The following is a 19,862-nucleotide window of genomic DNA, read 5'->3' as shown; positions in this document are numbered from 1 at the left end:
TACTTCTGTGAGGTCATTCCCTTATGCTTCTTGAACAATTGACACCTGAATCCGGCATCACAAGCTACATTCTAAGTGAACATCATGCACCGTTCCAACAAGCTTTCTATTTTACAAACGCTAATGTTACGAATGATGGCAAATATATGTGGTTTTATGCCTCTTATCCTCCCTCACTCGGTCAATGCTTAGGAGTCATCGATATGGTCGAACAGGAGGTTCGTGTTTATCCGGAGACACGGTTTATCTCTGAGTCTCCCTGGATCGACTCGATTACTGGATGTGCTTATTGGGCGATAGATGCAAATGTACATAGGAGAGGACCCGTGTGGCAATCTTTCCAGGTTTGTTATAAACATGCCCAATTCAGCCCTACGGATCCCGATACGATTATGCTTGCTCAGGATCATTGGGAAGATATCAAAACCGGTGAGTCTTTCGGTTACAAGAACCGGATATGGCTTATATGTAAGGGAGATAGGGCAAACCCCCTTTTCGCCGAAGATTCAGGTAAAAATGTACACCGACACTGACATGAATGGTGGGCAAACGATGGCAAGGGTATCTAGTTCGTCGATTATGACCATGGAACGGAATATTACAATTTAACCACTGACGAGCATAGCAATGTTTGGCCGAACGGTACCTGCCACTCCCATTTCTCCAAGGATGACAAGTTCCTTACTGGAGATATCGGTACCTATCAATGGGATCAACGCTCGGTATTAGTAGCTTTTTACAATACGATAACAAAGAAAGAGGTCACCATCGTTAGCCGAATGCCAGCTCCACCCGAAGTAACCAAACGTGGATTTTTCCATGCACATCCTCATCCTCAATTTGTCTTAAACGATGAGTACATTGCTTATACTACGACGGTTAGGGGAACCTTGGATTTTGCCATGGTACGAGTAGCTGATCTTGTAGAAAGAACTTCATAAATGAGATGCTCCGTCAGCATCAAGCGAAGAAACCTTCCATACCACTGTGTATCGAAGGTTTCTTTCTGTTTTCCAGCCATTCGCAAGAATTTACTAGCTTAAAACAAGGAATTGCAAGAATGTTTTAATGCTTTCAAAAGCGCGTACAGGTAAAGTAAGGGATGCACAGAGACTGGAACCAGAGAAAAAAGGATAGGAGCGTGGGAACATTTGAAACTTGCTGCAAACTTACAAAAGAATATGTCTGCTAAGCCCGAGCGAAGAACGCTGGGTCAAAGTATTTGGAACCCGATTCGTCGGGACCTGTTTTTATACCTGCTCATTTTACCAGGCGTCTTGTACTTTTTGATTTTTAAGTATGTGCCCATGTGGGGGATATTGATTTCTTTTCAAAATTATTCGCCTTTTACGGGACTACTCCATAGTGAGTGGGTCGGTTTTGAGCATTTTCGGCGGTTCTTCTCGAACAATGATTTCTCGATTCTTTTTCGTAATACAATGGCCATTAATTTGCTGAACTTGATTTTTTTCTTTCCGCTTCCCATCCTCGTTTCTCTTCTCTTAAATGAGCTGAAAGCGGGATGGTTTAAGAAAACCCTGCAGTCCATTATTTATTTACCTCATTTTTTATCGTGGGTCATTATTGTAGGTCTTAGCTTCCTGATGCTATCCAAGGATCAAGGCATTCTCAACCAACTGCTTGTGAGCATGGGGTATGACAGGGTTGATTTTTTAACGGAACCCACGTATTTTTGGGGGCTTCTTACGCTGCAATCCATTTGGAAAGAGCTTGGCTGGGGGACAGTCATATTTCTTGCAGCTATGTCGGGCGTGGATCCTCAACTCTATGAGGCTGCTCGCATGGACGGCGCCGGGCGGTTTCGAATGATGTGGAATGTGACTCTTCCGGGAATTCGAAACGTCATCATTATTTTATTGATTTTGCGCGTTGGTCATATCATGGACGTTGGTTTCGAGCAAGTGTACTTGATGATGAACGGGGCGGTGTCGAGCGTAGCGGATGTTTTTGATACCTATGTCTATCGAGTTGGCATTCAGCAAGGGGATTTCAGCTACAGTACGGCTGTTGGCGTATTCAAATCGGTTGTTGGTTTACTGCTTGTCATCGGGGCGAATCGGCTTGCGAAAAGATTTGGAGAGGAGGGAGTCTACTAATGGTAAGCGATAAAATGTTTCAGTTATTCAATGTTGTGGTACTTTCCTTCCTTGGATTATTATGTTTATTTCCCTTCTATTACGTGTTTGTCGTTTCTTTCGCGACACCAACTGAATTTAGGCAGGGAGGGTTAATCCTCTTCCCACATAAATGGACGTTAATGTCCTATGAGTACATTCTTGCAACCAAAACCTTTCTGAAATCGGCAGGGGTCAGTTTATTTTTAGCAACTGTTGGGACGGCTGCGAGTTTAGTGGTGACCTCGTCGCTTGCCTACGGTTTATCGCGAAAGAGGCTTAAAGGAAGAAGGTCGATCCTGCTGCTTATTATGCTGACGACTTTGTTTAACCCAGGCATTATTCCAGGGTATTTGGTAGTAAAAGAGTTAGGAATGATCAACAGTCTATCATCCTTGATTATACCAGTCCTCACTAGCGGGTGGTACGTGTTGCTCATGAAAGGGTTCTTTGATTCCATTCCGCCGAGCTTGGAAGAATCCGCCAAGATTGACGGCTGCAATGATATTAGCGTCTGGTTTAGAATCATTTTGCCGCTGTCGATGTCCTCTCTTGCGGCCTTTGGCTTATTTTACGCAGTCGGGTACTGGAATACATTTTTCACGGCGGTGCTCTACATCAATGATACCGAAAAGTGGCCGCTGCAAATTTTTCTGCAAAATTTGTTGATCGACTCTTCCACATCGCTCGGTGTCGATTCATTCGTCGATCTGAACCTGCAGAATATACCGCCGGAAACAAAAAAGATGGCCGCCATCGTTTTATCAACGCTGCCTATTCTCTTGGTTTACCCATTCCTTCAGAAGCACTTTGCAAAAGGTACCATGGTTGGTTCCGTGAAGGAATGATAACATAAGCATATGAAAACAGGGAGGAAAACAAATGTCTAGTAAAAGAAAATGGCTGCTTCCGCTAACGTTAACGGTAGCTACAGCCATGGTTGTATCCGGTTGCGGGGGTAAGGATTCAGCAGGAGGCAGCATTACTGCAGGATCAGCAAGCCCGAAAGCAGATGCTAAGCCCACAGAAATCAACATTATGTCGATTTATTACCAAAAAGAACCGCCGGCAGCTGATAATGCCGTTATAACAGAGTTAGAGAAGCGGACGAATACAAAACTTAAATTCACATGGGTTACACCTAACAGCTTTACGGATAAAGCGAATGTTACTCTTGCTTCCGGCGACTTGCCTGATTTAATGATGGTCACCGATATAGGGGGAGCGACTTATCGCAATATGGCAAAGCAGGGGGCATTCTGGGATTTGACGGAAATGATCAAGGGTTATCCCAATCTGATGAAATTCCCAGAAATAACCTTCCTCAACAACAAAATCGACGGAAAGCTTTATGGCGTACCGCGTGTAAGACCTACAGAAGGTAATGCACAGCCGCTCATCCGTGCGGATTGGCTTGAAAAGGTTAACATGAAGATGCCGGAAACACCGGATGATTTGTATAATGTTCTGAAAGCGTTTAAAGCGAGCAGTCCAGATGGTCAAAAAGACACCATTGGTATGTCCGGTTATGTGAACCCGAATGACATGGGTCAATTCGGGTTCATCGAAAGCACATTTACAGGTACAAATGGTAAATTCAAAGCTGTAAATGGCAAGCTTGAGAATGTATTATTCCTCCCAGAGATGAAGCAATCACTCGAGTGGTTCCAGAAAGTCTATAAAGAGGGCTTGATTCCGCAGGATTTTGCTCTGCTTAAGCACAATCAAGCCAAAGATTTAGTTTATGCAGGAAAAGCAGGGATTTTTCCAGATAAACCGAATCAAGGAACGCTCAACAACAAGCAGGTCAAAGAGATTAATCCTAATGCCAAACCAGATTTTGTTTGGATGCCTTACATGTCAGGTCCAACTGGTAAATTCGCTTCCAAAGGCAACGGTCATTTCGGTGTATTCGTGATCTCGAAGAAAGTACCTGAAGATAAAGTGAAGAAGCTTTTGGACTTCCTAGATTATGGTGCAACGGACGACGGCTATGAACTTACCAATTACGGAATCAAAGACGTTCATTTCACCAAGCAGGACAACAATTACGTTCTCACGGATGCTGCGAAAAATGACCCGAGCTTTCAATTTTTGCAAAATATATTTTCGAAATATGATAAATACTCGAATGTCTCCACAGTAGGGTTAACGCCAGAACAGATGGCTCGGGATAAAAAACTGATTGATCAAGCTGCGGAAGTCAGTATTCCGAATCCGACGGATGGACTTATCTCTGAAACAGCGACGAAAATGGGTAGTGATTACGACAAGAAGATTCAAGATATGAAAACAAAAGTTATCATGGGTAAAGCCTCAATGACGGATTGGGATAAATTCGTAAATGATCTGAAGGCAGACACGAATTATCAAAAGATACAAGAGGAATACAATACGGAGTATCAAAAAAGAGTAAGCGCTAAGTAAACAGCACGATGGCATGTTATACAGGTTACCCTCATCGGTCTGCCCCTGACTTATGAGGGTAATTTTCTTTTGCAGGCAAGCTGGTATAATGGGTGCAACGGGGGGATTATTGTGAAAAGCATACGTTCAGTCTTAAATTTTAAGCAAAATGGACTCGTGAAAGGCAATTATTTTCGTAAAAGTTTAATATTGGTTCTGCTTATCACCAGTATTCCATCTACTCTGATTGCACTCAGCAATTATATCATTGGTACTCAGCAAATCGAGAAAGAAGTATTTAAACAACATAAGCTTAAAATTGAACAGTTTTCCGATTCTATGAATGAGCAATTTGCTCAGATTGAGCTTGTCATGAGCCGATGGTCGACCAATTCAATGTTTAGCGATCAGTTAGAAAACCTAGTGTTTATTGACCATATTTCACAAACACATGATTTGATGCAGTCTCTGCTGGTTGTAAGCGGATCCAACTCATTAATCGAAGATGCGCAATTGTTTCTGACACGACAAAAAGCCGTTCTAGGATGGGATGGGATTCATTATTTAAATGAGCAGCAGCTCAATCGTTACCAAGCTATCCTGAAAAATCCGAAAGGTATCGTTTGGGAGTATGGGATGCCCGACTTTTCGGCAATAAACAGTGCTTATTCAGCATCCATCTTGTTGAAGCTGCCCTGGCAGTCCCAGGAGCCCTTTGGGGCATTCGTGCTTCATTTCAGCCAATCGGCCTTGGGAGAAACGATGAATCATTTTTTAACTGATGGACAAGGCATTGCCCTGCTTATACGGCCCTCGGGGGAATGGGTGGTCGAGCCAGATGAACGTACGAAGAGCTTTCAAGAAATGATTAGAACCAACATTATGGAGCGAGCGGGACAGGATGACGCTTTCCAATTGAAATGGCAGGGAGGCACGTATGTCGTTTCATCTGGGCAGGTATCAGCAACGGGGTGGATTTATGCAACGGCGAGTCCCTTGACCGAACTAACCAAACCGGTTGTGTTGACATCCAAATTGATCCTCTCCGCAGGAATTCTAGGAATCCTTGCTTCTATTATATTGGCATGGTATGCCTCAAATCGGTTATATCGGCCCATCAAACGATTGGTCTCCGTGTTCCAAGCCAACCGCAATGACTTGCCTGCAAATGTGAAGCACGAGATGGAATTTATTGAGGAGTCATGGACGTATTTGACCGAAGAAAGTCTTTCTCTCCAACACAAACTGACGCAATCGCTTCCTTTGTTAAGGGAAAGCTTTCTGCTTCAGCTTGCCCAGGGCCATCTCTATGCGCTGCGGGAAACCGAATTAAAGAGCCGTATGCAGCAATTGGGTTGGCAAGCGGATGACCGCATATTTTCGCTGCTCTTGATTCGGCTTTCTGGCGTTGGCGAGGAATCGGGACGTTTTCGGGAAAATGATACACAGCTCATCACCTTCGCGGCAGCTAACATCATTCAAGAGCTTTCTGGAGGATTGGAATGCCCATCCTATGTGATCAATTTTCAAGACCTCTCTGTGGGACTTTTGAGCTTTCACCCCGATCAACAATCCAAGGAAGATATTCGCAATGAGTTATTTGTTCTAGCCAAGGAACTGATGGATATTTTGCACAAGGTTCTGGGGACGAATATCACCGTAATTGTAGGAAAGCTAGCCCATCAAGCTGGCGGTATCCCCGATATCCTTGAACAAGCTAGGCAAGCTGCACGATACAGAGATCTTCAAGAAGACAGGCAAATCATCGATATGGAGGAAGTGACCTCCAGTGAATTGCCGCAAGCCTTCTATCCATTTACAGAGGAAAAGGAACTGCTTCAAGTCATGAGGCTCGGTATGGAAGAAGAATCGTATAGCAGGCTAGATTCCTTTCTGGAGGAACTTGAGCATAAAGCGGACAGAGAAATGATGATTCAGCAGTCTTTGTTTCAGCTAGTGGCTAGTATGCGTCATATGTTTATGGAATCTGGATTTCTCCATCATCCTGTTTTTACTGAGGCGAATTTGTTGGAAGAATTGCTGATACAGCGGGAACCTGCGGTATTAAAAAAGTGGGTTAAGCAAAAAATTATGGCTCCTTATTTGGAAGACTTTCATAAACAGCAAAATGTAAGAGCGAAGCAGTTGATAGGTCAGGTCATTGAATTGTTGAGTGAACAATATATGAAAGACTTGTCGCTGGATGAGTGCGCACAGTTATTCGCAACCAACCCATTTTCATTAAGCCGTTCTTTTAAACAGATTACAGGAACTAACTATGTGGATTATATAGCTAAGCTGCGGATTGATAAAGCGAAGGAGCTTCTCAGTACGACTTATCTCAAAGTAAGTGAGATCGCGGAACGAGTCGGCTATCAGCACTCTTATTTTAACAAGATCTTTAAAGGCAGCGAAGGACTCACACCTACCCAATATCGTGAAAAATTCAAAAATTAATGAGCGAAAGTGAGGCTAATTATCATGCTTCGATTATTTCAAACCCATCATATTCGTAAAGTAACCGATTTGGAAGGAACCTGGGATTTCTCCATCGTGGATGAGGAAACACCTTCCGTGGATCGATACCCCTATAAGCTTGCGGTTCCTGGCTGCTGGGAGATGCACCCCGATCTCCTGACTTACCGCGGAGAAGGTGTGTACCGAAAAACCATTCAAATCGAGCGTCCGACTTCTTTGCGTTTTGAATTTAAAGGGGTCAGCCATACGGCTAAGGTTTTTTTTGACGGCGTTTTGATTGCCGAGCATTACAATGCGTATACGGCTTTTACCGCGAAAGTTCGAAATGTATCGCCAGGAACGCATGAGCTTATTGTATGGGTCGACAATTCGTTTGGCGAGCACTCCTCTCTGCATATTCCAAATGATTACTATACGTATGGTGGTATAATAAGACCAGCTGCCTACGAAGAAATCAGTGATTTGTATATCGAAAATGTTCGCTTTACGCCTATATTTGAAAATAAAGACTGGGAAGGAGAGGTCCGCGTAGCGGTTTGCAACGATTCTCATCAAAGGCAGTCTTTCCAACTGAAGGGCACCATGGAAGAACACAGCTTCTCTTTTGGCAGCTTGGAGCTTGCACCCAATGAAATTAGGATCATTACCGAAACCTTCAACTTCCCAGGTATCTCTCCCTGGTCCGCCAGCAGTCCGAGGCTTTATGAATTGCGGATGGAACTCTTTATCAATGGGATAGAAAGACCTGTCGATGATTTTATCGAGCGTGTTGGTTTCCGAGTTATTGAAACTGGGGATGGCTCAATTCGAGTTAATGGTGAAGCGATTGTCATGAAGGGCTTTAATCGTCATGAGGACCATCCACTGGTAGGTGCCGCCTTTCCTCTAGCTTTAATGCTTCAGGATCTCGATCTCATGCAGGATATGGGCGCAAATGCAGTACGCACAAGCCATTATCCGAATGATGAGCGCTTCTTAGATCTTTGTGATGAGCGTGGTATCTATGTGTGGGAAGAGAATCATGCGCGTGGCCTAAGCCTAGAGCAGATGCAGAATCCCCATTTTATCAAGCAATGTGAGGATGTTAACCGTGAGATGGTCGAGCAGCATGCCAGCCATCCGTCCATTATTATTTGGGCTATTTTGAACGAGTGCGCAAGCGATACGGAAGAGGGAAGAGAGCATTACCGAAGGCAGCTTGAGCAGATTCGTTCTATGGATCAAAGCCGTCCTTTGACATTTGCTTCCCACCATCGAGAGAGAGAACTCTGCTTTGATTTGGCTGACATTGTTTCCTTCAATTTGTATCCGCTATGGTATGGAAATGAAGATCCAGGTGAACTCTGCGATACAGCGAGAGGGTGGGCCAATGCGGCAGGCGGTAAAGGCAAGCCTATGATCATGAGTGAATTTGGAGCCGACGGCTTCTACGGACACCGTTCTCCGGCAAGAGTGAAAGGCTCAGAAGAGCGGCAATCGGATATTATCGAGCAAAATCTGGCAGCCTATACGTCCCGGCCATTCCTCTCTGGCATGTTTATTTGGCAGTTTTGCGATTGCAGGGTTGTTGAGGCTTTAGGTTGGTTGATGACGAGGTCATGTACCAAAAACAGCAAAGGTATTGTAGATGAATACCGCCGTCCTAAGCTAGCCTATTCGGTTGTGCAAAAACATTATAAGAACAGGAGCTAGTAATCATGTTACATATCGGCATTATCGGTACAGGTGGCTTCAGTAAGATGCACGCAAAAATTTTATCAGAGATGGAAGACGTGCAGATTCAAGCGGTATGCGGGACGAGTAAGGCAAAAGCGGAGGAGTTCGCTTCGGCATACAGCATTCCCTCAAGCTATGAAAGGGTTAGTGGGATGTTGGACGCCGAGCGCTTGGATGCCGTATACATTTTAGTGCCGCCAATGTCACATGGGGAATTTGAAATGCAGCTTATTGATAGAGGCATTCCTTTTTTTTGTGGAAAAGCCACTTGGTGTCAATATCGAGCAGCCCAATCAAATATTAACCGAATTACGCAAGAAACCTCTGATTACGTCCGTAGGCTATCATTTTCGTTATACAGATACAGTAAGTCAGATGAAACAATTGTTGAGCCAGCAAAATGTCGGCATGATTACAGGCAATTGGATGGGAAATATGCCTCAGGTTGCATGGTGGAGAGATCAAGAGAGATCAGGCGGACAATTCATAGAACAAAGCACACATTTGGTCGATATTCTGCGTTACTGTATTGGAGAGATTGAAGAAGTCTACGCTTTGTATGGCAATCAAGTGATGCACAAGCAATTTGATGGGGTAACAGCAGCTGATGTAGGAACGGTGACCCTAAAATTTAGCAACGGTGTTATCGCTAATATTTCTAATACGTGTGTACTGCCAAGCGGTTTGGGCAAAGTGGGTATTACCTGCTATACGCAGGAGGGCATGCTGGAGTGGGATACGGAGCGTTTGAAATTGATCGAAGCTCATGCAACCTCTGAAATTAAAAGATTGGTTAATCCCTATTACGTAGAAAATGAAGCCTTCATCCATGCACTGAAAACAGGGGATACCGGGCGTATTCTTTCTGATTATGAGGATGCTTTTAAGACACAACAGGTAACTGTTGCTGCGCTCAAATCAGCGAAATCGGGATTGCCCGTTCGCATTGTTTAAGTAAAGAAGCATACTTAACAGTGAAAATATCATTGTTAAGCATGCTTTTTTTTGATAAAGCCATAGTAAATCTATAGAATCGGAATTCATATTCCGTTTAATTGACGGTTAATCAAGTCGTATGATATTATCAATGTGTAATACGGAATGTTAATTCCTTTTGGGTTTAATTATCATTCATGGAAGAGTATATTATTGTTAATTAGCAAAGAATATAAATAAGGATTTGGGCTTTTATGATAATAATCATCATTATTGTTATATTTCTGATTTCCGCAATCTTGCATTATAAAAAGACAATAACCGATAGAAATCTAACGCTTATTTGGCTTTTGGCAATTATTTTTGCTGGAATATTCAAATGATCACTTAGAAGGAGAGATTTTGATGAATAAAATGCTTGTTATTAATGCTCATCCCAAAGTAGATTCTACATCATCTTTTAGTCTGCAGGTTTTAAACCATTTCTTGAAGGCGTATAAGGAACAAAATCAAACGGAGACCATTGAACAAATTAATCTTTATGATGATCATGTTCCTTCCGTTGATCGTACGGTCCTAAGTGCATGGGAGAAGTTGGCAAAAGGAGAGCAGTTAACTGACGAAGAGCAAGAGGTTACTAGTCGGATGTCTGAAATACTAAAGCAATTCAAAAGCGCGAATAAATATGTCATTGTCATGCCATTGCATAACTTTAACATTCCATCCAAGCTCAAAGATTATATGGATAATATCCTTATAGCCCGTGAAACTTTTAAATATACGGATACCGGCTCAGAGGGCTTGTTAAAAGACGGCCGCAGCATTCTTGTCATTCAAGGAAGCGGCGGGGTATATACCAATAATGATTGGTATACAGAAGTTGAATACTCACATAAATACCTCAAATCCATGTTTAATTTCATTGGACTTGAGGATTACCAAATCATTAGAGCTCAAGGAACTGCATTCCTAAATCGAGATGAAATATTAGCAAATGCCAACAAAGAAGCTGAAAAAGCTGCTGAACGTTTATCTGGTGTTTCTGTGTAATTTAAATCGTATTCAAATAAGCCTGAGAGTCGATTCCATTGGAAAAACCAATGGAAGTATGAATGTCGTTCTGAATACCTATTCGAATGTCCCAGAAGGTCAATAGGCCTTAAGGGGCTGTCCTCAAGTAGAGATTTATCTACTTTTGGGACAGCCCCTTTTTTATTTCTTGATAAGCCCTAATAGAATCATGTCGGAAACCGTTTCTGTAATCTTCTCCACAGGAACATGTTCTTTTAATTTTAGAATGAGATGGGGGTTAATCATATTGATAATGAGTAATTCCAGCAGTTTCGGATCGCCTTCTCTAAATATTCCTTCTTCTTGGCCTTGCATAATAATATCAAGTACGCTGCCCTCTAGAGCGGTTAATAGGGAGGCCCTCATTTCTTCGCCCAATTCACCTATCGTTGCCAAATGAAGCCCCATACTATGTATTTTTCCATATTGTAAGTGAGAAGCTGAGAAGATTTCAAATAATAGCCGGATTTTTTGATCAGCTGGCATGTCCATTTTGACGACCTGCAATTGCTTCTCTTTAATTTTTTGGAAAATGTCGGTGACTACAGCAGTGGCCAACACGGTTTTGTTGGAAAATCGCCGATGGACAGTTCCTACGCCTACCCCTGCTTCATTCGCGATTTCTTCGATGGTGGCGTCATAGCCTTTCAAAGCGAAAACTTTATAAGCAGCTATTAGAACTTTAAGTGTATTCTGATTGGCATCTTTACGATTGCTTGGCGTTGATAAATCCGAACCCTTTAATGGCATCTGCAAGCTCCTTATTGTATGTCTTGTTAGTAAGCGGAATGTGAATTCCTTTTATATTATACAGTAGTTATGGAACGGTGTATAACTGCTAATCCTTGCAGAAGTGGAAAACGGCTGACCCTGTATGAATAACAGGGCCAGCCGTTTTATTTATTACAATCTTACTGCTATCTTTGACGTGCCGGGTTCGGGAGTTAGCACGATGCCGATTGCTGATCTTGTCCAAGATGCGCCTTCTACGGATGAGATTTGATTGAAGCCTCTTACTACAAGGGTGTAAGGTTTAGTTCCGCCTTGAATAGAGATGTCGATCAGCTCATTCATTCGGACTGCTTTTACGGTTAATTGCAGATTAGCTTGTACATCATAAATTGACGTTTCCGCGGCTGCTCCATCCCCCAGTTCAAATAAATGAAGAGATACGCCATCCGCATAATCGTAATCGGGCTTCTGCTCATTTGCTCCTATGGCAAGCAGCGTATTCGGTTTAACTAGCATGGGCAGCGTCATATAGCCATGCGTTTCCTCCTGCCATTTCCCGCCTTCAACAACTCTTCCGCTGAAGAAATCAGTCCAACGTCCTTCGGGAACATAGTACATCACAGTTCCTTGCTCATTAAAGATTGGGGCAACGAGCAGGTCATCTCCTAACATGTACTGCGTATCCAGATGATGAGTGGACGGGTCTGATGCAAAATCCAGCACCATTGCGCGCATCATCGGAATACCCATTTCTGTAGATTGGATAGCACTTGCAAACAGATAGGGCATTAACGTGCTTTTTAGCTTTGTAAAATGTCGGAGAACATCGACTGCTTCTTCGTCAAACAGCCATGGAACACGGTAAGATTCATTGCCGTGCAAACGGCTGTGCGAAGACAACAGGCCAAAGGCTACCCAGCGTTTATAAATATCGGGCGGGGCTGTTTTTTCAAAACCGCTGATGTCATGGCTCCAGAATCCGAAACCGGATAAACCGAGTGAAAGGCCTCCGCGAAGCGACTCCGCCATGGAGTCGTAGTTGGCCGAGCAATCGCCGCCCCAGTGTACGGGGAATTGCTGCCCTCCGGCCGTAGCGGAGCGGGCAAATAACATGGCTTCGTTCTTGCCGAGTTTTTCTTCCAGTACTTCAAATACGGCCTTATTGTATAGGAATGTATAGTAGTTATGCATTTTGAATGGATCCGAACCATCGTGGTATTTGACATCGGTCGGGATGCGCTCGCCGAAATCTGTTTTGAAGCAATCCACGCCCATATCGATCAGCCGTCTTAAATGACCTTTGTACCACTCCGTGGCTTCCGGATTGGTGAAATCGACAAGCCCCATGCCGGCCTGCCAGAGATCCCACTGCCAAACGTGATCATCTAAGGTTTTGACCAAATACCCCTTGTCCATGCCTTCTTGAAAGAGCGGTGATTTCTGGCCAATGTACGAATTGATCCAGACACATATTTTCAGTCCCTTGTCCTTAAGCCGTCCCAGCATTCCTACCGGATCGGGGAACATATCGGCATCCCACTCAAAGTTGGTCCATTGATATTCCTTCATCCAGAAACAATCAAAATGGAACACATGCAGCGGAAGGTCTCGTTCAAACATGCCGTCAATGAAACTGTTTACGGTAGCTTCATCATAATCTGTCGTGAAGGAGGTTGTTAACCACAAACCGAACGACCATGCTGGCGGCAGAGCGGGTTTGCCGGTAAGCTTCGTGTAATTATTTAGAACATCTTTTAGCGTTTTGCCGCCAATAATGAAATACTCCACACTTTCGCCTGGTACGCTGAACTGGACTTTGGACACAACCTCAGAGCCGACTTCGAACGATACGTGTTCGGGATGATTGACGAAAACACCGTATCCCTTACTGGATAAGTAAAAGGGCACATTTTTGTAAGCTTGTTCACTGCTCGTGCCGCCATCTTCGTTCCAAATATCTACGGTCTGCCCGTTCTTCACTACATTTGTAAACCGTTCTCCCAATCCGTAAATATGCTCATTAATGCCAAGCTCAAGCTGCTCGCGAAAGTAAATCTCTTTGTTAGCTGTCGTAATATGCCCCGCACCTTTGCTGTTGGTGCCAGTTAAACGACGGCCTTCGAAAGAGAATTCAGCTCCCCACGTACTATGTTTGTTGGCTTTTACGCTTAATCCGCCGGATGTCATGGTCACATGATCGTTACTGTCATCGATTGAAACTGGAGTCTGCGGGTTTTTGAACAATTCAAAAGAAGGCCCTTGCGATCGTTTACCTGCATGATGAGTCCAGCGTACACGGATGATATCGGGAAGAGGCGAGCTCAGTTCACATGTCAGCATCGCACCATTTAAAGTATCCCCTTTTCGCTGAATCTTCCGTGCGGCAGCATATACAGTCAGACTGCTATCTTCTTGATGAACATCGCGGACATCGACAGGATTAAGGACGGTGTACCCTTCTTTTGCCATCCAATAACCGTTAGAAAATTTCATTACCATCATCCCTTCAAAATGTTGTAATATAATTATATTGATTTAAAAACTCCATTCCTTTCGTTATATTGTGAAAAAATATCAGTATTTTGACATATTTTGAATTTCAATAAAGGGGGACTACCGCCATGCAGCAAGCCAGTTTAAAAGAGGACCGCATTCACGGTGATCCGCTTTATCCAATCCGCGTGTATGAAATCTGCTGCCAGCCGGGGGAAGAACTGCTTGAACTCCATTGGCATGATGAACTGGAGTTTCTCTTGCTTACCAAGGGTAAGGCGGTATTCCGTGTTTCTATGGATGACTATGAATTGGAAGCCGGGGAAGCGATTTTCGTGAATTCCGGTCAGCTTCATTCTGGCCGTATATCCGCAAACGAAGAATGCTGCTTCACCGCCGTGGTGTTTCATTCGGATATATTGGGAGGCGAGAGGTTTGATCTCGTTCGTGAGAAATATATTAATCCGCTAATCCAGCAGAAATTTGTCACTCCTGCCCACATCACCCATCATACTGCTGAGGAGAGGGAGCTATTGGTGTTGTTACTGCAAGTGTTCGATTTGAATATTAATGAAAGGCCGTTATTTGAGCTTTCTACAAAAGCATTGCTTCAATTGATCATTTCAAAGCTAATTATGCTGGGAGGTCCTGCTTTTCGTGAGCTTCCGCTTTCCGTCAACCCTACGCACATAGATCGATTAAAGCTGATTATCGAATATATGCAAGTAAACTATAGCAGTCCAATTCGATTGGAGGACCTCGCGGCGATCGTTTCTTTTAGCGAGTCTTATTTCTGCCGATACTTCAAGGGTTTTACAGGAAAAAGCCCACTGGAGTACTTAAACCAAGTGCGTGCACAGCGAGCTGCTTTACTGTTGAAGGATACCAACAAGAAGATTACAGAGATTTCGCTTGATGTCGGCTTCAATACCTTAAGTTATTTTATCGGCGTGTTTAAAACGCATTTTGGTCATACACCTTCTGAATACCGAAAAAGATTAAAGACAAGTGAGGGAGTGGGTTGATATTCACGAATCATTGTTTCTAGTTGAATTAAGCCTGATCGGGGGAGTGATCATCGTTGTTTGTTAAGATGCAGGAGAATGTAAAGTCATTTCTGTACGATTATTTAACGTTGAAAAAGAGGATTTTTATTATTTTCTTATGCAGTACATTAATTCCATTTATTTGTATCGTTCTTATCTCCTATTACGCGATTTATTCCATACTTACTAATAAAATTCAGAGCGGTATTCAAAGTAATTTAAAACAAGTAGAGCTTTCCTTAGAAAGCACGATAAGCAATTTGAATCATGTTTCCCAACAGCTTGCTTTTACAGGAAGTGTGGGTAATAAGTTGGATCAAATGTTATCGCTTCCCGCAAGTCAATCTTTCGAACGCTCGCAAATGATAGACGCATTAAAAGATGAATTAAGATTAGTCACCTTTACCAACCCTAATATTGGTTTAACTTTATACTATTTTCAAAATGACCATACGTATGATCTCGAAAATTCGGGCGTAAAGGAGAATTTTTCCCCTGAGAAGTTGCCATTGCTTGCAGAATACTCGGGAATTTCTTATTATGGTCCTCATTTAAGCAACAATCAATTTGATAATAATTTTGTTTTATCTGCACGAAGGAAAGTGGATTTACCGCAGCGTGATGATGTCTATGTCTACATTGAAACGGGGTTTCATCTCACGCAAAACATTCTGAATAATGATCAATTTGGCGGAACGAATTCCCATGTTTTCCTAGATAATGACGGGAGAATCGCGTATAGCGAGCTTCCCAATACATTTGTGAAAGATACGATATTCCCCAACTTTTCTAAAGAAAAAACCTTTGGCACCTATAATGAATTTTACTGGTTTAGGCAGGCAAGCAACCAAGGCTGGAGTATCGTGTCTGTCATTCCAAAAGCAGATTACAACAAAGAAATGAACCAGTGGTTTGTTCAAATAATGCTGTTTTCGCTCCTTTTTCTAGGGATGAGTTTACTCATGGCTTGGCTCTTATGGAAGATGGTATACCTCCCTTTGAATGGCTTTAATAGAGAAATCAAGCTGATGGCACAAAATCGAGTCCAGGCTGTTACAGTACGAACAAAAATACCGGAGTTTGATTTTCTACTGCATCAATTTAGGCAAATGAGAGAACAGATATGGAATTTATTCGCCGAAGTCGAACGGAAAGAGAAGCGAAGAGTGGATCTTGAGGTAGAAAAGCTGCTCTATCAAATTAATCCCCATTTTTTAATGAATACGTTGGATACTGTGCATTGGTTAGCCGTTATGAACGGACAGAATGAGATCGATCGTCTTGTATCCTCATTAAATAAGCTTCTGCATTATAATTTAGGCAAGCTGGGACAAGCGTCAACCATTTATGAAGAAATAGAAGCCTTAAAGCAATATTTGATTTTACAGCAAATTCGCTATGATTTTAAGTTTGATGTTCAGATGAATGTCGATGAAGAGGTATGGAACATGCCGGTTCCTCGTTTTATCCTCCAGCCGCTTGTCGAAAATTCACTTTATCACGGGTTAAGTGATGATGGGTATATTAAGGTTGATGTCAGTTTAACGAAGACGATTCAGATCTCGATTCATGATAACGGTTCAGGGATGTCGGAGGAAACGATTCATAACCTATTGCACAATCCGGAAGTTGAAAACAAAAAGGTTGGTATGGGGATTGGCTTAAATTATGTTAAGCGAATGCTTGAATCCCAATATGGCGAGCAGGCGGACCTGAGTATCAAAAGTGTTATTGGAAAAGGGACAACCATCCTTGTTTCCTTACCAATTATGGAGGTGAACCCCCGTCATGATTAAAGTGATGATTGTCGATGATGATAAATTGGTTCGCAAAGGTCTTATATCAGCCATGCCTTGGCACGATTTTGACATGGAGGTTGTCGGGGAAGCCAGTAATGGCGAGAAAGCCTTGGAATTTATAGCAGCGAACGCGATAGATTTATTGCTGACTGATTTAGCGATGCCTGTTATGTCAGGGATCGAATTACTGAAAATCGTGAGAAAGCAATATCCAAGCATTTATACCGTCGTGCTAACCTTTCATCAGGATTTTGAATATATCCAAGAGGCATTGAGACTTGGAGCTATTGATTATATTGCCAAGGTTCAGCTTGAAAAGGAGCGCTTTGAGGAAGTGCTGGAGCGGATCTACAACCGGATTATGGAGGAGCAGAAGCATGCCCCTAATCCACATGATATCTTTTATGATAATGAGTCCTCTCATGGCATAGGTTCTTCGGTTCATGAAGGGGACAATCAGCTGGCGGCAGCTCAAAAAGACTTAAACGTAGTGAAAGAGCAATGGTCGGGTCATGAATGGGTCTATCAAGATAACCTGTTTACAACACATATCCATGATTTGAAGCAGCTGCGTTTACCTCAAACGAAGCTGATCGGGTTGTTATATGCGTTAATCGATAAATGGAATCTTTTATTTCATCCTGTTGATTTGGCGACAATCCAATTGCCTGATTCTTTTGAAAGCTGGCATGAGGTTGAGGAATGGTTGATGGCTACTCGTGAAATGATTCGCAAGGCGATCGATAAACCTTCTTTTTCACAAGAGGTTGTAGACTGTGTGATGAAAGCTGTTTACATTGCTAATGAAGAAATGAAAGAGCAAATTACGGCCGCGAGCATTGCGAAACGGGTAAATATGAGTAGAAGCTACTTCAGCCAGTGCTTTAAAGAAATTGTAGGCATTAATTTTAGTGAGCATTTACGTCACAAACGTATAGAGAAAGCAAAGGAGTATCTGCTGTATACGAACAAAACGATTCTCTGGATTGCTGAGAACGTTGGATATATGGATGAAAAGTATTTTAGCCGCACCTTTAGGGAGCAAACTGGTCTGTTACCAAGCGAGTATCGGCAGAAGAATGTAACGGGTAGAGAAATGTCCGAAAATTAGAGGGTCAAATGCTGCGAATTCATGAGAAAAAGGTGATTACCTGCGAATTCTCGGTCATTTACCCCTCTAAAGCTGTAACCGTTTTCCATCCTAGCAGCGTGATGTTTCGTGATACTTTTAGGGTGTAGATAAATTCTGAAAGCGAAAGAAGGGGCTTTATATGAGAAGATCTAAAAAAAGCATGCTGCTGTTACTTGCCGGGATGCTAGTCGTATTATCCGCATGCTCAGAGAAGGCCAAGCAATCACCAGCAGCTTCGACTGCGCCTGCACAAACGGGAGCAGCGCAAACAGCAGCTGCGCCAACTGAAGCGGGGCCATTCGCCAAATCGGCCAAACCGATTACGATTAAAATTGGTAAAGATGTAGATGCTTCCGATAAGAGCTTGCCAGCGGGAGACTCGCCTGAAAACAACCCGTATACCCGTTATATCAAAGAAAACTTGAATATCGATACCAAAATTGTTTGGCAGGCTGCCAGCGGTAAGGATTACGACCAAAAAGTGAATTTATCCATTGCCAGTAACGATTTGCCGGATGCGTTGGTTGTGAAAGATACACAGTTCAGACAAATGGTAAAAAGCGGTCAACTCGCGGATCTAACCGAGGTTTATAATAAATACGCCTCGCCAGCGATCAAACATATCATTGAAACGACGCAAGGGCTTGCGCTTAAATCGGTTACTGTAGATGGGAAGATGTATGCCCTTCCTAACGTAACGACAGAGTCAGATATGGTTCATATGATGTGGATTCGCAAGGATTGGTTGGACAAATTAGGCCTTCAACCGCCTAAAACCATCGACGAATTAGAAAAAGTAGCCAAAGCTTTTGTCGAACAAGATCCTGACGGGAATGGAAAAGCCGATACCATTGGCATAACAGGTCCGCAATTAGGCGGTTTACTGAATGCCGATTTTATCAATCCCAATAATAATAACTATGGTTTCGACCCTATCTTTTCTTCGTATCATTCCTACCCAGGATTTTGGCTAAAAGGTGCAGATGGTAAAACAGCCTATGGCTCCCTTCAGCCGGAAACGAAGCAAGCTCTCTCGAAACTGCGTGATCTTTATTCCAAAGGCTTGATTGATAAGGAAATGACCATTCGGAAGGATGCTCAGGAACTGATCAAGAATGGAACTTCAGGCATTTATTTTGGATTATGGTGGGCTGGCGGGTATGGTCCATTAGCCGATGCGATTAAGAATAATCCGAAGGCAAATTGGCAAGCGTATACGGCACCTTTGGATGTGAATGGTGAATTTACACCGCATATGGGGAACCCGTCCAATCAATATCTGGTTGTTCGGAAAGGTTATGAGCATCCGGAAGCCGCCATTCAAATGGAAAACCTTTTGCTGCGCGATGAATCCAAATTCGATGTCAAAGTGGCAATTGGAAACTATCCGCTACGTGTTGTTTTTGCCCCAATGGATGAGATGGATGTCACATATAAGATGATGAAAGAGGTTCTTGCAGGCACCAAAAAGCCGGAGGATCTAGATATTCCAGGATATAAATTACTAAAAGCCGATGCTGAAAAAGTGAAAAAAGTAAAACTCGAACCGTATGACAAGAATGATATTCAATACTGGGATCCTAACGCGGATTTAGGGACATGGAAGCGTATGTATTCCACATTCGTAGGGATATCCCCGCTGCAACAGCCGTTTAAGAAAACCTATAGCGTGACCTATTCGCAGACGAAAACCATGGAAAGCAAATGGGCAACACTTGATAAATTAGAGAAGGAAACATTCCTCAAAATAATCATGGGAGCTGCGCCGCTGGATTCCTTTGATAAGTTCGTACAAGATTGGAAAAAGCAAGGCGGAGATCAAATTCTGGCTGAAATCGATGAGAGTATCAAATAGCAAGAAAGCATGGAGGCGTCAGAGAACTCTGGCGCCTTTCCCTTACAATAGAGAGAATGGAAG

The 19,862-nt window shown here is 43.0% G+C and carries 14 protein-coding genes and 1 pseudogene; 13 read left to right on the top strand and 2 right to left on the bottom strand.

The window, feature by feature from the left end:
• Nucleotides 1-23: 23 nt before the first annotated feature.
• From QFZ77_RS29560 to QFZ77_RS29520, 9 genes and pseudogenes are all read left to right on the top strand, one after another.
• The gene (locus QFZ77_RS29560) at nucleotides 24-533 is read left to right on the top strand and encodes a hypothetical protein (RefSeq protein ID WP_307445083.1); all 510 of its coding nucleotides are present in this window, start codon (nucleotides 24-26) and stop codon (nucleotides 531-533) included.
• Nucleotides 534-1,181: 648 nt separating this feature from the next.
• On the top strand, nucleotides 1,182-2,117 hold the full coding sequence (locus QFZ77_RS29555) for an ABC transporter permease (protein ID WP_307449947.1): 936 nt from the start codon (nucleotides 1,182-1,184) through the stop codon (nucleotides 2,115-2,117).
• Nucleotides 2,117-2,983 carry a carbohydrate ABC transporter permease gene (locus QFZ77_RS29550; protein WP_307445080.1) on the top strand — a complete coding sequence of 289 codons (867 nt, stop codon included), beginning with the start codon at nucleotides 2,117-2,119 and terminating at the stop codon, nucleotides 2,981-2,983. The genes QFZ77_RS29555 and QFZ77_RS29550 overlap by 1 nt, the downstream gene beginning before the upstream one ends.
• A 34-nt stretch (nucleotides 2,984-3,017) precedes the next feature.
• Nucleotides 3,018-4,562 (top strand): extracellular solute-binding protein, encoded by a 1,545-nt coding sequence (locus QFZ77_RS29545; protein ID WP_307445078.1) that lies wholly within the window; start codon nucleotides 3,018-3,020, stop codon nucleotides 4,560-4,562.
• A gap of 111 nt (nucleotides 4,563-4,673) precedes the next feature.
• Complete coding sequence (locus QFZ77_RS29540; protein ID WP_307445075.1) at nucleotides 4,674-6,998, top strand: helix-turn-helix domain-containing protein; 2,325 nt, start codon at nucleotides 4,674-4,676, stop codon at nucleotides 6,996-6,998.
• A gap of 24 nt (nucleotides 6,999-7,022) precedes the next feature.
• Nucleotides 7,023-8,711: a glycoside hydrolase family 2 protein gene (locus QFZ77_RS29535; RefSeq protein WP_307445072.1), complete on the top strand. Its 1,689-nt coding sequence runs from the start codon at nucleotides 7,023-7,025 to the stop codon at nucleotides 8,709-8,711.
• A 5-nt stretch (nucleotides 8,712-8,716) separates the two neighbouring features.
• A pseudogene (locus QFZ77_RS29530) lies at nucleotides 8,717-8,968 on the top strand (Gfo/Idh/MocA family protein); the annotation flags it as partial.
• 22 nt (nucleotides 8,969-8,990) lie between these two features.
• Nucleotides 8,991-9,689, top strand: a complete 699-nt coding sequence (locus tag QFZ77_RS29525) for a Gfo/Idh/MocA family protein (RefSeq protein ID WP_307445068.1) — start codon at nucleotides 8,991-8,993, stop codon at nucleotides 9,687-9,689.
• A gap of 387 nt (nucleotides 9,690-10,076) precedes the next feature.
• Nucleotides 10,077-10,721, top strand: a complete 645-nt coding sequence (locus QFZ77_RS29520; RefSeq protein ID WP_307445065.1) for an FMN-dependent NADH-azoreductase — start codon at nucleotides 10,077-10,079, stop codon at nucleotides 10,719-10,721.
• 162 nt (nucleotides 10,722-10,883) lie between these two features.
• Here the strand turns inward: QFZ77_RS29520 and QFZ77_RS29515 are convergent, their stop codons facing one another.
• Together QFZ77_RS29515 and yicI are read right to left on the bottom strand one after the other, a co-directional pair.
• Nucleotides 10,884-11,492 (bottom strand): TetR/AcrR family transcriptional regulator, encoded by a 609-nt coding sequence (locus tag QFZ77_RS29515; RefSeq protein ID WP_307445063.1) that lies wholly within the window; start codon nucleotides 11,490-11,492, stop codon nucleotides 10,884-10,886.
• 153 nt (nucleotides 11,493-11,645) lie between these two features.
• Nucleotides 11,646-13,967 carry an alpha-xylosidase gene (yicI, locus tag QFZ77_RS29510; protein ID WP_307445059.1) on the bottom strand — a complete coding sequence of 774 codons (2,322 nt, stop codon included), beginning with the start codon at nucleotides 13,965-13,967 and terminating at the stop codon, nucleotides 11,646-11,648.
• A 128-nt stretch (nucleotides 13,968-14,095) separates the two neighbouring features.
• Here yicI and QFZ77_RS29505 point away from each other — a divergent pair, with 128 nt between their 5' ends.
• From QFZ77_RS29505 to QFZ77_RS29490, 4 genes are all read left to right on the top strand, one after another.
• On the top strand, nucleotides 14,096-14,992 hold the full coding sequence (locus QFZ77_RS29505; RefSeq protein ID WP_307445057.1) for a helix-turn-helix transcriptional regulator: 897 nt from the start codon (nucleotides 14,096-14,098) through the stop codon (nucleotides 14,990-14,992).
• Between the two features lie 68 nt (nucleotides 14,993-15,060).
• On the top strand, nucleotides 15,061-16,809 hold the full coding sequence (locus QFZ77_RS29500; protein ID WP_307449943.1) for a sensor histidine kinase: 1,749 nt from the start codon (nucleotides 15,061-15,063) through the stop codon (nucleotides 16,807-16,809).
• Complete coding sequence (locus tag QFZ77_RS29495; protein WP_307445055.1) at nucleotides 16,802-17,923, top strand: response regulator; 1,122 nt, start codon at nucleotides 16,802-16,804, stop codon at nucleotides 17,921-17,923. Before QFZ77_RS29500 ends, QFZ77_RS29495 begins: the two co-directional genes overlap by 8 nt.
• 160 nt (nucleotides 17,924-18,083) lie before the next feature.
• Nucleotides 18,084-19,799, top strand: a complete 1,716-nt coding sequence (locus QFZ77_RS29490; RefSeq protein WP_307445052.1) for an extracellular solute-binding protein — start codon at nucleotides 18,084-18,086, stop codon at nucleotides 19,797-19,799.
• Nucleotides 19,800-19,862 lie beyond the last annotated feature (63 nt).

It is taken from the genome of Paenibacillus sp. V4I3 (assembly GCF_030817215.1).
Classification (GTDB): Bacteria; Bacillota; Bacilli; order Paenibacillales; family NBRC-103111; genus Paenibacillus_E.
This window is presented reverse-complemented; position numbering and strand designations above follow the sequence as displayed.